Here is a 15,993-nt window from a genome sequence, read left to right as displayed (position 1 = left end):
TGTTGAAATAGCCTGGAGCGCTTTTTCCCATTAGCGACCAAATGAGGTGGTATTAAACGATGAAGATATCACTGTTAAACCCTACAAGGCAGACTCTAAGTTCGGCCATTCTACCTCTGCTTATACTCGCGGTTACCCTCGGCTGTGGCTTTAACAGTTACGCCGAGAGTCTCGCTGTCTCGAATAACCAAGAGCTTAAATTAGCACTGACTAATGCCCAAGATGGTGACAGAATTATCCTCGATTCGGGGCGTTATCAAGGCCCGGTGCAAATTCATCAATCGATTACTTTAACTAGCCTTGGAGACAGCATCATAGATGCCAATGGCGTTGGCAGTGCCATTACCGTGTTTGCCGCTAATGTCGAGCTATCGGGACTTAGAATTGAGAATTGGGGCAATGATCATTATGAGCGCGATGCTGGGATCTTGCTTGAGCCGGGTAGTCATGGCGTTAAGATCCACAACAATCACTTACGCGGAGACGGCTTTGGTATTCGCGCCGATGAGCTTAATAATATTCAGATAAACGATAACGTGATTGTGGGTAATAACCGGTTATATATCTTAGATAGAGGCGACGGTATTCATCTACAGCATGTAACTGGTTCAGTCATTACGGGCAATACTATTTCGCAAGTTCGAGATGGTGTGTATTTAGAGTCCAGTAGTAAAAGTAAGGTCTTCGATAACCAGCTATTCGATCAGCAATACGGTATTCATTATATGTATACCATGGATGACGAAGCCTTCAATAACCAGAGCTATCAGGTCGATGGCGGTTATGCTTTGATGAACTCAAAGCGAATTCACCTGCACCGCAACCAAGTTTGGGATGCGATCGATTTTGGGATCTTGCTTAATATGACCGAGCAGGCTCTTGTGGACCACAATCGAGTCGAACGCATTGTTAATCGCAAAGAAGATCAGGTGTTGGGGCAAGAAGGCAAAGGCATTTTTGTCTATGGCGCCCGTGACAATACCATTATTAATAACCACTTCGCCCACAGCGATATCGGCTTTTATATGGCGATGGGCGGGGAGGGTAACCAAGTTTATCAAAACCAGTTTATCGATAACTTTTCCCAGGTGAAATATGTGGGTGATAGCTTGCTAGAGTGGAGCCATGCAGGGCGTGGCAACTACTGGAGTGGATACCTAGGTTGGGATCACAATTTAGATGGCGTGGGCAATACGGCTTATCGACCTAATGATAATATTGATAAGTTATTTTGGCTCTATCCAGAGGCTAACTTCTTGATGGATAGCGCTATAGTGGTGGTGCTTCGCTGGGTGCAGCGCCAATTTGAAATCGGTGAGCCAAGTGGCATTATCGATAGTTTTCCCCTGTTAACGCCTAATCCCGCATTCAACTATCAATCGGCAGTGGCTAACAGGTAGTGACTATCAGCCATCAGGCGACTTTTTAGCTCTCGCGGCCTGCTCATTGGACGTGTTCGGAGAATCAATGAATCCTTGTTTAGCAGTATCGGCGCGCAATATTTCGCACCAGTTTGCCGGTTTTAGCGCACTGAATGATGTCAGCTTTGAGGTGGAGCGCGGACAGACCATGGCGCTGTTAGGCCATAACGGCGCGGGTAAATCCACCCTGATAAAAATTCTACTGGGTCTGCTTAAGCCCTGTGCGGGCGAGGCGATTGTACTTGGACAAAGCCATAGTGAGCTTAAGCAGCGCGCGGATCTGAGAATTGGCTATCTACCCGAGAATGTTAGCTTCTATGACAAGCTGACGGGCAAGGAGATTTTAAGTTACTTTGCCGCGCTTAAAAGGGTTACTAAACCACGAGTTAGCCAGCTTATTGAAGAATTTGGACTCGAGTACGCCCAAGACAGGGCGCTAAAGACCTATTCGAAAGGGATGAAGCAGCGCCTAGGCTTTGCTCAGGCGATCTTGTGTCAGCCAGAGCTGCTGCTACTTGATGAGCCAACGGTGGGGCTCGACCCTATGGCTTCACAGTTTCTTTATGGCAAAATCGATGAGCTAAAGCGGCAAGGCTGCGGCGTTATCGTCTGCACCCACGAGTTATCGCTGATTGAGAATAATATCGATATCGCGCTGATTTTAGCTAAGGGTAAGAGTCTAGCCCAGGGGAGTCTAGCCGAGCTTAGGCAAAACAGCGCCCTTAAAACTCGGCTGACATCGCCTAACTTGGCGAGGTGGATAGAGCAGGAGCCACGGCTGGCGCCCTTTTATGTCGATGATGCACTGTTACTGGATCTTGAGTCTAAGGCTAAGGTACTGCAGCTATTAATGTCTGAGTGCCAAGGCTATGATTTCAATCTTAAAGAGCCGACTTTGGCCGATATTTATCACCTTTATATGGGTCAGAGTAAGCAAAGCGAAGTGGTGAATTAATATGATGCAATCTGTGGTGATGGTTATTGCTCAAAAAGAGATCAAAGATAGTCTACGTAATCGCTGGGTTATTTTTATCGCGTTGATATTTTTGATTTTGTCTCTTAGCGTTACCTTCGCCGGAAGCGCTGTCGCCGGGCACCTTTCTCTGCCGGAGCTCGATGCCTTGATGTCGAGCCTGTCGACGGTTTCGGTATTTATAATCCCCTTAGCGGCCATGTTAGTGAGCTACGATGCCTTTGTCGGTGAAGATGAGTCTGGAACCCTACTGCTGTTAATGTCCTACCCTATAAGCCGATTGCAGATTTTAATGGGTAAGTTACTGGGTCATGCTCTGATCATGAGTGCGACTAGCTGTTTTGCATTTGGACTAACCGCAGTGTTGCTACTGCTCTTCGGTGAGACCTATGAAGCGCAAGTGGTGCTAAGTCGGTTTGCTCAGTTTATCGTCAGCAGTATTTTACTCGCCATCACCTTTATCTTGCTGGGCTATATAGTCAGCCTTAAATCGACAGAGAAGGCTAAGGCGGTGGGCAGCATTTTATTTTTATGGTTTGTGTTTGTGTTGATTTACGATTTGATCTTGCTGGCGATATTAGTGGCGGATCTATCCTTTATGAATCAGTATCTGATCAATGCCTTAATTGCACTTAACCCAACGGATCTGTATCGAGCGGTAAACTTAGTTGGCTCAGATGCGGGGAGTGGCAGTCTCGCGCTGCTTTCCTCCTCGACCATGGGAAAACTGGGCTTCTACTGTGCCATGTTATTGTGGAGCTTGGCATTGTTGGCTATCGCTCATCGAGTATTTCAGCGTCGAACCCTGTGAGCCTAACGGCTTAGGTGAGCTGATGTGGTATGTCTGTGCTGTGAGTAATGACTCCAGTTTTTAATCGGCTCGTAGAAGGGGAGTGGCAATGTTTGTATTGAATATTGGATGCAGAGTTCCATGAAAATGTGATATATGTGAGCGTAAACAAGCAGATCGTGATTACTTGATTTAATTTTCGGTGGAAGTCACATTTTTAATAATCTATTTTAGTAAACTAACATTAAAATTCGTTAATAACTTAGTCGTAGTCAATTGATTTAAAGAGGTTTAAGGTGCATAAAGTTACTCCTTATCTGGAGTTGGATGAAGAGGCCAAACAGTTAATTGATCATGCGAACAGTAAAACCATTACCTTAACGGTATCGGAGTCTGCGGTTTTACATCAATTGATCCTCTCCATGAGTTCTGTATGCACTAAAGAAGAGTTATTGGCTGCAGGCTGGCCCGATCGCGTTGTTGCGGCGACCTCACTAACCCAGTGTGTCAGTACCCTTAGAAAGAAATTAGAACCCTATCCTGAGGTGGTGCTTAGAACCATCGCGGGTCGCGGTTATCAGCTCAATGTCTCTACTCGCTCCCATATCAAGATGCTCGCGGTTAACGATCCTGAGTCTATGCGTGCGGCTATCGTAGATGTTTCTTTACTGGTGAAAATTAGCGGTATCGTTATCGCGATACTTATCTGTCTCTCTATCTGGTACTTCAGTGATTATCACGGTGTGATCAAGGCTAAGAATAGTTGGAGTTCGGATAAGAATATCGAGTTGAATATTGGTGGTATCAAACAGGATGTGCAGCTTATCCATAAAGATAATGTTAGCCACCTGCATGCCTCTATGTGGCAAAAGCATCTCGCGCCAGAGTCGAATCACTTAGAGGATATGAGTCAATTTAGTGGCTTTGCTGTAACCGACGGTAATTATTACTCTATGGCGGTGTGTCCTGAGGCCAGTGTCTATGGCTGCTCAGGTAAGGGCTTAATCAATATTACTGCAATTGATTTGACGCCAGCTGGCTTAAATATGAAGACCTTTACCGAGCTGACCCATAAGATGGAGCAGCGCATTCGCTACAACCGAGTCATTATTCCCCATGACGAGCCAGGTACCAGCGGTTTTATCGAACATCATTATCACGCCGATGTATATTTCCCGGTGAAGGACAATATGTTGGTACGCTCTGACATCAGCCTATCGCTGATTTATGAGGGGGAGAATAGCGGTAAGTTTTACTCAGCAGCCTGCGTCACCGATGAAGAGTGTAAGACCACCCCAATCAAGTACAAGATTAAGGGCGACTTTACTCAGTATCAGGAGAAAATAGACAATCTGGACGTAGATGTATTCCACGTTAAAGTGGCTCAAAAAGAGCTGCTAAAACCAGATCAGGTCAGTTCGTCTGCCATGCATTTTTATCGTGAGATCCGCAAGCATGAGATCATCGATAGCGACCTGTATTTCTACCGCATATACAAAGATCCCGACACCGCAGTTTGGATCGTGCCTATTTTAGGTAACCTCGTCGCTTGGTATGAGTATGACAAGGTGAAGCTTTAATAAAAGACGGTTCTAGGTTGAGAGCAGGTTCTAGGAAGAGCTGAATAAAGCTAAGACGGTACAAGCTGAGACAGATAAAGGCCGGTAAAGCTAAGACAGATAAAGCCGGTAAAGCAAAAGCTAACAAGCGGCAAAGGTGGTGCTGTTGGCTTTTGCTGTTCCTAGTAGGGCGTAGCCCGTCCTCGCAGCGAAGCGTCCTAGGATCTAGGTTCTAGGAAAAGCTGAATAAAGCTAAGACGGTACAAGCTGAGACGGATAAAGCCGGTAAAGCAAAAGCTAACAAGCGGCAAAGGTGATGCTGTTGGCTTTTGCTGTTCCTAGCAGGGCGTAGCCCGTCCTCGCAGCGAAGCGTTCTAGGATCTAGGTTCTAGGCTCTAGGTTCTAGGAAGAGCTGAATAAAGCTAAGACGGTACAAGCTGAGACGGGTAAAGGCCGGAAAAGCTGAGACGGATAAAGGCCGGTAAAGCCAAAGCTAACAAGCGGCAAAGGTGGTGCTGTTGGCTTTTGCTGTTCCTAGCAGGGCGTAGCCCGTCCTCGCAGCGAAGCGTCCTAGCATCTAGCTCCTTCTTTTAAAGCTGTTTTGCCCATCATCACTCCCCATTTTTACTCACGTCTCCCCATCGATCGCAAATATTTCTGTTAGATCCTTCACAGATCTTATTCTTGAACCATGCATTATCGAAACGTTTCGATTAATCTCACGCTATCTTATCGAAACGTTTCGATCGAATGGCTTGGCGGTGAAGAACATCTGCCGTGATGCATAGCAAAATACTTTAGGTTGATAGATGAACAAACACGCTCTACTCAATGCAGATATGAACTACCTAGTGGCAACATTGGGGCATACCGATGAAGTCACTATTTGTGATGCGGGGCTACCTATCCCTGCACAGGTGCAACGTATTGATCTGGCGCTGACCCATGGGGTGCCGAGTTTTATTGCAACCGTTAAGGTTTGGCTAGCAAGCTCGCAAATTGAGGGCGTGGTGATGGCTGAGGAGTTTGCCGATGTCAGCCCAGAGTGTCATCAACAGTTGCTGGCCGAAATTGAAGCCGAGCAGCAAGCGACTGGGCGAACATTTACTATCGAGTACATTAGCCACGAGGCATTTAAGCAGCGCAGCGGCCATAGCCGCGCGGTGATCCGTACGGGCGAGTGTACGCCTTATGCCAATGTGATTTTTAAAACCGGTGTTGTATTTTAAGCTTAGCGGAGTCACGTATGACCCAAGCCATATTGCAGTTACAAGCCATTGAAAAGTCTTTCCCTGGGGTTAAAGCCTTAGACAAAGCCTGTTTAAACGTTTACCCAGGCCAAGTGATGGCATTGATGGGCGAAAATGGAGCGGGTAAGTCCACTTTAATGAAAGTGCTCACCGGGATCTACGCGTTAGATGCGGGTCGCATTATCTATCAAGGTGAAACGCGCACTTTCAACGGCCCCCGAGATTCACAAGCCGCGGGTATTAGCATTATCCATCAGGAGCTAAACCTATTACCTGAGCTCACCATCGCCGAAAATATCTTTCTTGGTCGTGAGATCACATCCACCTTTGGCCGTATCCTTTGGGATGAGATGAATGCACAGGCCGCGGCGCTGTTAGCACGCCTAGCCATTACCCATGCGCCACAAACACGGGTGGGGGACTTGAGCTTAGGCGAGCAGCAGATGGTCGAGATAGCCAAGGCCATCTCCTTTGACTCTAAAGTCATCATCATGGATGAACCGACCGATGCGCTTACCGATGTAGAGACGCAATCGCTATTTAAGGTGATTAATGAGCTGCGCGAACAGGGCTGTGGCATCGTCTATATCTCCCACCGCATGCAAGAGATCTTTACTATTTGTGATGCGGTCACCGTATTGCGTGACGGCAGTTTCATCCACGAATGTGCCATAGCCGATATTGATGAAGACCGTCTAATCGAGCGCATGGTTGGCCGTAAATTGGCGGACCAATATCCGCGTATCGCCAATACACACCAAGGCTGCAGACTCGCGGTTAGCGAACTATCGGGCTCAGGGGTTAATAACGTCAGCTTTAGCCTTAACAAGGGCGAGATCTTAGGTTTCTCAGGCTTGATGGGCGCAGGGCGTACCGAGTTGATGAAAATTATCTTTGGCGCGAGCGCTAAAACCCAAGGGGAGATTAGCCTTAACGGCAATCCCATCAAGGTTAACAGCCCTCAGCAAGCGCTTGAGGCGGGCATCGCCTATATTTCTGAAGATCGCAAGGGGGACGGCTTACTGCTGGACCTGTCGGTTAAAGAAAATATGTCGATTTGCGCACTCTCAAAGCTCAGCAGCGGACTACAACTGCGTCATCAAGATGAGGTCTCTGAAGTCGATCAGTTCATTGGTGCGTTTAATATCAAGACGCCGACTCGAGATGCACGCATAGGTAATCTGTCGGGCGGAAATCAACAGAAAGTCGCCATTGCCAAGGGCTTAATGACACAACCTCAGGTGCTGATCTTAGATGAGCCAACTCGTGGTGTGGATGTTGGGGCGAAAAAAGAGATCTACGATCTGATTAACCGCTTCAAAGCCGACGGCATGAGCATCATTTTAGTGTCATCGGATATGCCGGAGTTAATGGGCATGTCGGATCGTATTTTAGTGATGCATCAAGGCCAGATCACCGGTGAATTCGATGCCGCCCAAGCAGAACAGGAAACCATTCTTGCTTGTGCAGTCGGTAAAACATTAAACAAGGATATTGCATGAGCCAGTCAATAACAGCGCAACCTTTTTACAAGCGCATTAATAAAGCTTGGTTGATTGAGAATAAGTCTCTCATCGCCTTAATGTGTCTGATTTTCGTGGTGTCACTGCTGAGCCCAAATTTTTTAACCGTCGATAACTTACTCAATATTTTACGCCAAACCTCAATTAACGCGATTATTGCGGTGGGCATGACGATCGTGATTTTAACCGCTGGTATCGACTTAAGCGTTGGCTCGGTTTTGGCCTTAAGCGGCGCAATAGTGGCAACCCTAATCGGCATGGACGTACCGGTTGTGGTGGCTTTGCCAGTGGCGCTGATTGCCGGCGCGGCATTAGGTGCGATTAGCGGCATTATAGTCGCTAAGGGCAAGGTGCAGGCCTTTATCGCCACGCTGGTGACCATGACATTGCTACGCGGTGTGACCATGGTCTATACCGACGGCCGCCCAGTACCGACAGGCTTTAGCGAAACCGCCGACAGCTTTACTTGGTTAGGCACGGGTTATCTGCTGGGCATTCCTGTGCCTGTGTGGTTGATGGCGATGGTGTTTGTTGCTGCTTGGTATCTGCTAAATCATACTCGCTTTGGTCGTTATATTTACGCCGTGGGTGGCAATGAGTCGGCGGCTCGTCTATCGGGAATTGCGGTAGATAAAGTCAAGATTGCGGCTTACGCCATCTGTGGCTCGATGGCAGCTTTGGCGGGGATTATCGTCACTGCGCGTCTGTCCTCTGCGCAGCCAACGGCAGGTATGGGCTATGAGCTGGATGCGATTGCTGCAGTGGTACTCGGTGGCACCAGCTTAATGGGCGGTAAGGGCCGCATCATGGGGACCTTAATTGGCGCGCTGATCATCGGCTTCTTAAATAACGCGTTAAACCTGCTGGATGTCTCCTCTTATTACCAGATGATTGCTAAAGCCAGCGTTATCTTGTTAGCGGTACTTATCGACACTAAGCAAAAAGCGTAATTTCGGTTCGGCAGGGGCGTTTATCGTTCCTGCTTTTGTTCTGAAAGTTCTTATCATTCTAGAGCCTACTATCATAAAGGCTGGGTATTGAAAGGCGATTATGAAGCAACGTATTAACAAGAAAGCATCAATGATGTTAGCGGCAGCGTTACTGCCAAGTGCGATATCCTTTGGCGCCAGTGCCCAAGACGCCATCGCTATCGTGCTGTCGACGATGAATAACCCCTTCTTCGTCACCATGAAAGATGGCGCCGAAGCCAAGGCCAAAGAGCTTGGCTACAAGCTGATTGCACTGGACTCGCAAAACGACCCAAGCAAGGAGCTGGCAAACGTCGAAGATCTCACTATGCGCGGCGTTAAGGCTATCTTGATTAACCCGACCGATGCATTAGCGGTGACCAATGCGATCCGCACCGCTAACCGCGCTAATATTCCGGTTCTGACATTAGATAGAACCGCAGAACGGGGCGACATCGTCAGCCATATTGCCTCAGATAATATCGCGGGTGGTGAGCTAGCAGGGCAGTTTATTGCCGAGCAACTGGGGGCGAATGCCAAGGTTATTCAGCTTGAAGGTATCGCTGGGACTTCTGCCGCCCGTGAGCGCGGTGAAGGTTTTGATAATGCGATTAAGGCGTATGACTTAAACATGCTTTCGAGTCAGCCAGCAGACTTTGACCGTTCAAAAGGCTTAAACGTGATGGAAAATATGCTTGCCGCCAATGGTGATGTGCAGGCGGTGTTTGCCCAGAACGATGAGATGGCACTCGGCGCCTTACGTGCCATTGAAGCCGCAGGTAAGCAGGTTATGGTGATTGGCTTTGACGGTACCGATGAAGGGATTGCCGCCGTTAGGCGCCAGCAGTTATCGGCAACGGTTGCCCAGCAGCCAGAGCTGCTCGGTGCAACGGCGATAGCCACCGCAGATAGGCTATTAAAAGGCCAAGTTGTTGAAAAATCTATTCCTGTTGCGTTAAAAATCATTACTCAAACACAGTAATCTTACTGATAATTTGTCACACTAGCCTACATATATCTGTGCACTCTAAAGTGCGTGCCTATTGAGCTAGTATCATTGGTGTATTTTCCCTCTGAGCCCAACATCATTGCGAGCTGGGTATTTGCTACAGAGGTCATCGAGGAAAGTTAATGTCTCAGTTAATCGTTTTAGGCAGTGTGAATGCCGACCATGTTCTTCAAGTGCCTTCTTTTCCACGCCCAGGGGAAACCTTACATGGCCATAACTATCAGGTTATTCCTGGTGGTAAAGGGGCTAATCAGGCAGTAGCCGCCGCACGCCTTGGTGCCGATATCGGTTTTATCGCCTGTGTGGGTGACGACAGTTTTGGTCAAAATATTCGTCAGGCCTTTGCTCAGGACGGTATGGATATTTCTGCTGTACACATGATTGACAATACGCCGACGGGTATTGCGATGATCCAAGTGAGCGAGAGTGGCGAAAACAGTATCTGTATTGCTGCAGCCGCGAACGATGGGTTAACCTCTGAGATTGTTGAGCAGCACGGCGAAAAAATCGAGCAAGCCAAATACCTGTTGATGCAGTTAGAAACCCCGCTTGCGGGCATCGAGCTTGCTGCCAGCATTGCTAAAGCCCAAGGGACTCAGGTGGTATTAAATCCAGCACCTGCACGTAGCCTACCGGATGCACTTCTCGCTATGGTGGATATCATTACCCCAAATGAGACCGAAGCCGAACTGTTAACGGGCGTGGCCGTGACGGATGCAAGCAGCGCTGCAAAAGCGGCACAAGTGCTACATGATAAAGGCATCGCTACCGTGATGATCACCCTAGGTTCGAAAGGTGTTTACTTGAGTGAGCAGGGGACGGGTAAAATCATTCCGGGCTTTAAGGTACAGGCTACCGATACCACGGCTGCTGGTGACACCTTTAACGGCGCATTTGTAACCGCGCTGCTGGAAGGGCAAACAATGGATAATGCGATTGTCTTTGCCCATGGCGCAGCGGCGATTTCGGTGACGCGCTTTGGCGCACAGACTTCAATTCCATCACGGGATGAAGTTGAGCAGTTTATCGCAACGAACTAATCTGCGATTGAATTTTAATAGTAATTAAGGAAGTTAACCCCCAATGGCCACCATGAAAGATGTTGCCAAACTTGCCAACGTATCCACATCCACGGTGAGCCATGTGATGAATGGTACTCGCTTTGTCAGCGAAGACATTGCAAAGCGAGTGCAAGCGGCTGCGCAGCAACTGAATTATCACGGTCCTTCTGCGGTGGCCCGCAGCCTTAAACAGAACCGCACCAAAACCATCGGTATGTTGGTGACCACCTCGACTAACCCATTCTATGCTGAGGTGGTTCGCAGCGTGGAGCAGGCGTGTTACCAGCAGGGCTATAACCTTATTCTGTGTAATACCGAGGGGGATGCCCAGCGCCTTAAGCGTTCGTTAACCACACTGATTGAACGCCGCGTCGATGGTTTAATCATGATGTGCGCCATGTTAGAAGGCGAAGATGCGCTGATCTATCGCCGCTTAGATGCCTTACCCGTAGTGGTGATGGACTGGGGGCAAGTTGATTTTCCTTGTGACAAAATTCAAGGGCACTCACGTCAGGGCGGTGTGCTCGCTACCCAATACCTGATTGATAATGGCCATACCCAAATCGGCTGCATTACTGGGCCGCGTAATCGCCAGCAGGCAGATTTGCGCTATCAAGGCTTTGTGGATGCGATGCAGGCGGCTGATCTGCCGATTAACCCTAATTGGGTGGTGGAAGGCAACTTTGAAACCGAAGGCGGCAAGGCGGCGTTCGCTAAGCTGCAAGCGGCCGGCGAGTTACCGAGCGCCCTATTTGTGTGTAATGACATGATGGCTATCGGCGTATTGCATGAGGCGCAGCGCACTGGGGTGCAGATCCCACAGCAGTTGTCGGTGATAGGTTACGACAACATTCAGCTAGCGAAATATATGACACCGGCATTAACCAGTATTCATCAGTCTAAGGCGCGTTTAGGCGCGGCGGCGGTCAATGCGCTCATCGCTAGGCTGCAAGATCCAAGTCTGCCACAACAATTTATGGATATTGAGCCAAGAGTGACCGAGCGAGCCAGCGTCAGTAAAAAATAAAACCAATAAAAAAGGCGAATGAATTATGAATCCATTCGCCTTTTCTCAATGAGCGGTTTAAATCTGATTTATATGGCTTACTTAATAAATGCGAATGCATCCCCGTAGAGGTGCTCTTCCTCTACGCCCATGGTGCGGAACAGTTCACGTGCTGCGCCGACCATATCGAAACGTCCCGCGATATAGATATCATAGCCAACGAGGCTATCGAAATCGTGCTGGATCTGCTCCAGTAGATTAGCCTGCTTGCCTTTCCAGTCATCGGTCGCTTCTTCGATAACAGGCACAAAGTTCAACCATGGGTGAGCATCGTGCCACTCGCGGGCGATGGTCTCATAGTACATGGCATCTTGGTTGCGACAACCCCAGTACAGGGTGGTTTCAATCTCTTGGCCTAGGGCAATCTTCTGCTCGACAATACTCTTGATATAAGAGAAGCCAGTACCGCCAGCAATCAGTAGGCGGGGGCGTACACTGTCTGCACGTAGGTGTGCATCGCCACCGGGAACATCGATTTCGATAGTGCTACCTACCGCGAGACACTCTTTTAAGCGCTCAACAACCTGCATCGGGTAGCTTTCACTCACCGCCGCGCCGATATGCAGTTCGATATGCTCGGCATCGGGGGCCGAAGCGATAGAGAATGGGCGCTTGTCCTTCTCACCCATCACGATACAAAGGTATTGGCCCGCCTTAAAATCAAAAGCGGTGTTAGGCTTTAAAATCACCTGATAGACAGCGTCATTAAACGGCGCAACTTTTTCGATAGTACAGCTTATTGTGTTCATCTTTAGTCCTTGATGCGCTTCTCTTTGGAAGCTTATTCACTATTAATCTTTTAGCCTGCTAGGCAGGCTATATCGAGCTTAGCTAATTGGTTAGCCCTATATTCTCTATAGGGTCGGCGCGTCATCTATGCCGAGATCATCCCAGATGGCATCGACTTTTTGCTTAACCGCTTCGTCCATCACGATAGGCGTGCCCCATTCGCGGTCGGTTTCACCTTCCCACTTGTTGGTAGCGTCCATTCCCATCTTAGAGCCAAGACCAGCGATCGGGGAGGCAAAGTCGAGGTAATCGATAGGCGTATTATCGATCATCACGGTATCGCGTTTGGGATCCATGCGGGTAGTGATCGCCCAGATCACATCGTTCCAGTCGCGGCAGTTCACGTCCTCATCCACTATCACAATGAACTTAGTGTACATAAACTGACGTAGGAACGACCATGCGCCCATCATCACTCGTTTAGCGTGGCCCGGGTACTGCTTACGGATCGAGATCACCGCCATACGGTAGGAGCAGCCCTCGGGTGGCAGGTAGAAGTCGATGATCTCTGGATACTGCTTACGCAGAATCGGCACAAACACTTCGTTCAGTGCCACACCTAGCATAGCGGGCTCATCTGGTGGACGGCCGGTGTAGGTGCTGTGGTAAATCGCATCTTTTCTGTGGGTGATGTGGGTCACCGTAAATACAGGGAAAGAGTCGGTTTCGTTATAGTAACCAGTGTGGTCGCCATAGGGACCCTCTTCGGCCATCTCTTCGGGATCGATATATCCTTCTAAGATGATCTCGCTGGTGGCGGGTACCTCTAGATCGCAACTGATGGCTTTGCAGACTTCGGTGCGCTCACCGCGAAGTAGGCCTGCGAAGGCATATTCGCTCATGGCATCGGGCACCGGTGTTACCGCGCCTAAGATGGTGACAGGATCCGCGCCTAAGGCAACAACCACTGGGTAGCGCTCACCCGGGTGCTTCTCTTTAAAGTCTTTAAAGTCTAATGCCCCGCCGCGATGGTCGAGCCAGCGCATGATGAGTTTATTTCTGCCGAGTAATTGCTGACGATAAATTCCGAGGTTTTGGCGTTTCTGGCGTGGTCCCTTGGTGATGGTGAGCCCCCAAGTTACCAACGGCGCCACATCACCTGGCCAGCAGTGCTGGATTGGCAGCTTGGTTAAGTCGACCTCTTCGCCGGTTTTGACGACCTGTTGGCAAGGTGGGTTACGCACAGTTTTTGGCGGCATGTTCAAGGCTTGCTTAAACATAGGGATCTTAGCGATCGCATCTTTAAAGCCGCTAGGCGGCTCGGGCTCTTTTAGAAAAGCCAGTAGCTCACCCACATCGCGCAGCGCGATAGGATCTTCTTTACCCAAAGCCATTGCCACCCGTTTTGGGGTACCAAACAGGTTAGCCAGTACGGGCATGTCGTTGCCGACAGGATTTTCGAATAACAGAGCCGGACCCTTGGCTCGCAATACACGATCGGCAATCTCTGTCATTTCCAAATGAGGATCGACGGGATGACTAATACGCTTAAGCTCACCATTGCTCTCTAAGTGGTCTATAAAGCTACGCAAATCCTTAAAACTCATAGGGGAATTCTCATCGCTATAAACTGTGATATGGCGCGCACTATAGCACTATTCCAACGTGCGTTAAACGCTTGTTCATCAAAGCGTGGTATCGCAATTATTCAGTGAATACTGAACTGCTGTCTGCCATGGGGGGAGGCGGGGGAGCTGACATTGGCGAATCGGGTGATTAAGCGTAAGATTAACTAATCGGTTATGACGAACTTATCGAGGAGGACGGCTATGAATACAGTCAAGTGGAGCCTGAGTTTCCTTTTGGTTTTCGGCGCATCGAGCGCGGCTGCAGTCGAGCAACCGAGTCTGCTTGCCCAACAACAGCACAGGTACCTCTTTGCCAATTCATCGGTGATCAATAACGTGAGTGTTGGTGTCGGTTGGAGTAATCATGGTTACCGTGACCCTTGGCGCTGGAATGTGGGCGTGTCTAATGGTTGGTACGGTTACCCTTATGGAAGCCGCTATTATCGACCGGGCTGGCGTCCTGGCTACAACTGGCGTTGGGGCTACCCTTACCGTTATAACAGCCGTTATGTGTATCCCTACCGTTATGATAGATCCGAGTATAAGCAGCCAAAACCTAAGGTGGTCGCGCCGCCCGAGCGTGTGACCACCAGTGTCAGCTACTCTACAGGATTGACGCGTTTGCCCGATAATGCACGGGTGATCCAAAGAGAGGGACGCACGGTTTATGAGTGGCAGGGCATTGAGTATGTCTATGACTGGGACTCTAAGACCTACCAACAGGTACCTAGCAAAAGGTAAAATAACCGCTAGAGCGCCATTTTATTCTGGCGCTTAAACTTGGTACCCTGAACGCAGAAAACAGTGAATACATGGAAGGATACTGAATGAGTTGGATGGAGTTCACCATAGAACTGCTGGATAAGCTAGTCTGGCCTGCGGTGCTAGTGTTTGCCGTTATTACCTTAAAACGGCCTATCTCTAAGTTGATCCCCTTGGCTAAAAAGCTAAAGTTTAGAGAACTGGAAGTGGAGTTTGGTGAGGGACTCAAGGCTGTAACTGAGCAGGCTCAGGGGGTCTTTCCTGAACTGAAAACGGATAAAAAGTCCATGCTCATCGCCTCTGCTAACCACCTGCCCAATTCCGCCATCATAGAGGCTTGGGAGCAGGTTGATTTGGCGGCCGAACGCTTGATCAAGTCTCACTGCGATAACATCACCTTAGATAAAAATACCCGATATAAACATATTGAGAATATCTTGATTAGCGAAGCCTTGATCGATACCAAACAGGGAAAGTTATTCAGTGAACTACGCCAATTACGTAATCGGGTTGCTCATGCGGTGGGCTATGAAGTGGGCGGGGCCGAAGCGATTCAATATATTGAACTGTGTTTTAAGTTGATAGAGCACCTAAACAGTATTAGCCCTTCAAGGACCCAGCTCTGTGACACTCAAATTAAAGAACTCGCCAGTTAATAGGCTCCATTCGTGCTTGGAGCCGATATCTGCAAGCTTAGATAAGGAACTGTGGAGTATGAGGCGTTAACTCTTGGCCTTTAGATACATATCGTAGCGAATAATTTTAAAGCCTAGGTCGTCGAATCGCTTATTGAACTTCATGCCTAGTTTTAATAGGACATTGATTGAAGCTTGGTTTTGCTCGACCACATCGCCGACAATATAGTCGAGGTCCATCTTAGCTTTGGCGTACTCAATACAGGCTTGGTTGGCCTCGGTGGCATAGCCCTTGCCCCAATGTTCGGGAGCCAAGCGATAGCCGATATCGGTTTCATTAATGCGATAATCATTTTTAAAGCCACAAAAACCAATCACTTGATTACTCTCTTTTAAGACGACGGCCCAGCGTGCATAACCAAATTGTAAATACTCTGTCAGCCAAATATCACGAATGATGCGTTCGGCATCCGTCAGCGACTGAATGACGCCTGCATCTCCTGTGTAGCGGTTAACTCGCTCGTCGGCATTAAAATCATAGACGGCTTGGACATCATCGAGATTAAACTCCCTAATAATTAATCTCTGTGTCTGGGTTATGAATTTGCTCATTGGTTTT

At 48.7% G+C, this 15,993-nt stretch carries 15 protein-coding genes; 12 read left to right on the top strand and 3 right to left on the bottom strand.

Annotated elements, in window-relative coordinates:
• Positions 1-59 precede the first annotated feature (59 nt).
• The 10 genes from nosD (at position 60) to L1D44_RS00840 (ending at position 11,581) form a co-directional block, all read left to right on the top strand.
• Positions 60-1,400 carry a nitrous oxide reductase family maturation protein NosD gene (gene nosD, locus L1D44_RS00885; protein WP_239888403.1) on the top strand — a complete coding sequence of 447 codons (1,341 nt, stop codon included), beginning with the start codon at positions 60-62 and terminating at the stop codon, positions 1,398-1,400.
• Between the two features lie 67 nt (positions 1,401-1,467).
• Positions 1,468-2,376, top strand: a complete 909-nt coding sequence (locus L1D44_RS00880) for an ABC transporter ATP-binding protein (protein ID WP_239888401.1) — start codon at positions 1,468-1,470, stop codon at positions 2,374-2,376.
• 1 nt (position 2,377) lies between these two features.
• A complete protein-coding gene (locus L1D44_RS00875; protein WP_239888400.1) occupies positions 2,378-3,205 on the top strand; it encodes an ABC transporter permease subunit in 828 nt (275 codons plus the stop codon).
• A 275-nt stretch (positions 3,206-3,480) separates the two neighbouring features.
• Complete coding sequence (locus L1D44_RS00870; protein WP_239888398.1) at positions 3,481-4,764, top strand: winged helix-turn-helix domain-containing protein; 1,284 nt, start codon at positions 3,481-3,483, stop codon at positions 4,762-4,764.
• Between the two features lie 788 nt (positions 4,765-5,552).
• Positions 5,553-5,972: a D-ribose pyranase gene (rbsD, locus tag L1D44_RS00865; protein WP_239888397.1), complete on the top strand. Its 420-nt coding sequence runs from the start codon at positions 5,553-5,555 to the stop codon at positions 5,970-5,972.
• Positions 5,973-5,989: 17 nt separating this feature from the next.
• The gene (gene rbsA / locus L1D44_RS00860) at positions 5,990-7,495 is read left to right on the top strand and encodes a ribose ABC transporter ATP-binding protein RbsA (protein ID WP_239888395.1); all 1,506 of its coding nucleotides are present in this window, start codon (positions 5,990-5,992) and stop codon (positions 7,493-7,495) included.
• Positions 7,492-8,466, top strand: coding sequence for a ribose ABC transporter permease (gene rbsC, locus L1D44_RS00855; RefSeq protein WP_239888394.1), 975 nt, complete (start codon positions 7,492-7,494; stop codon positions 8,464-8,466). Before rbsA ends, rbsC begins: the two co-directional genes overlap by 4 nt.
• 100 nt (positions 8,467-8,566) lie before the next feature.
• Positions 8,567-9,466 carry a ribose ABC transporter substrate-binding protein RbsB gene (gene rbsB, locus L1D44_RS00850; RefSeq protein WP_239888392.1) on the top strand — a complete coding sequence of 300 codons (900 nt, stop codon included), beginning with the start codon at positions 8,567-8,569 and terminating at the stop codon, positions 9,464-9,466.
• Positions 9,467-9,615: 149 nt separating this feature from the next.
• Positions 9,616-10,533 (top strand): ribokinase, encoded by a 918-nt coding sequence (gene rbsK / locus L1D44_RS00845; protein WP_239888391.1) that lies wholly within the window; start codon positions 9,616-9,618, stop codon positions 10,531-10,533.
• 43 nt (positions 10,534-10,576) lie between these two features.
• Positions 10,577-11,581, top strand: a complete 1,005-nt coding sequence (locus tag L1D44_RS00840) for a substrate-binding domain-containing protein (protein WP_239888390.1) — start codon at positions 10,577-10,579, stop codon at positions 11,579-11,581.
• 77 nt (positions 11,582-11,658) lie between these two features.
• On the opposite strand, the gene fre is transcribed toward L1D44_RS00840, so the two are convergent.
• Together fre and ubiD are read right to left on the bottom strand one after the other, a co-directional pair.
• On the bottom strand, positions 11,659-12,369 hold the full coding sequence (gene fre / locus L1D44_RS00835) for an NAD(P)H-flavin reductase (RefSeq protein WP_220769330.1): 711 nt from the start codon (positions 12,367-12,369) through the stop codon (positions 11,659-11,661).
• A gap of 105 nt (positions 12,370-12,474) precedes the next feature.
• Entirely contained in the window at positions 12,475-13,956 is a 1,482-nt protein-coding gene (ubiD, locus tag L1D44_RS00830) for a 4-hydroxy-3-polyprenylbenzoate decarboxylase (RefSeq protein WP_239888388.1), read from the bottom strand.
• 222 nt (positions 13,957-14,178) lie between these two features.
• On the opposite strand from ubiD, the gene L1D44_RS00825 reads away from it, so the two are divergent.
• The gene (locus L1D44_RS00825) at positions 14,179-14,718 is read left to right on the top strand and encodes a hypothetical protein (RefSeq protein ID WP_239888386.1); all 540 of its coding nucleotides are present in this window, start codon (positions 14,179-14,181) and stop codon (positions 14,716-14,718) included.
• Between the two features lie 86 nt (positions 14,719-14,804).
• Positions 14,805-15,395 (top strand): hypothetical protein, encoded by a 591-nt coding sequence (locus L1D44_RS00820; RefSeq protein ID WP_239888384.1) that lies wholly within the window; start codon positions 14,805-14,807, stop codon positions 15,393-15,395.
• Positions 15,396-15,461: 66 nt separating this feature from the next.
• Here the strand turns inward: L1D44_RS00820 and L1D44_RS00815 are convergent, their stop codons facing one another.
• Positions 15,462-15,986 carry a GNAT family N-acetyltransferase gene (locus L1D44_RS00815; RefSeq protein ID WP_239888382.1) on the bottom strand — a complete coding sequence of 175 codons (525 nt, stop codon included), beginning with the start codon at positions 15,984-15,986 and terminating at the stop codon, positions 15,462-15,464.
• Positions 15,987-15,993 lie beyond the last annotated feature (7 nt).

It is taken from the genome of Shewanella sp. Isolate13 (assembly GCF_022398325.1).
Lineage (GTDB): Bacteria > Pseudomonadota > Gammaproteobacteria > Enterobacterales > Shewanellaceae > Shewanella.
This window is presented reverse-complemented; position numbering and strand designations above follow the sequence as displayed.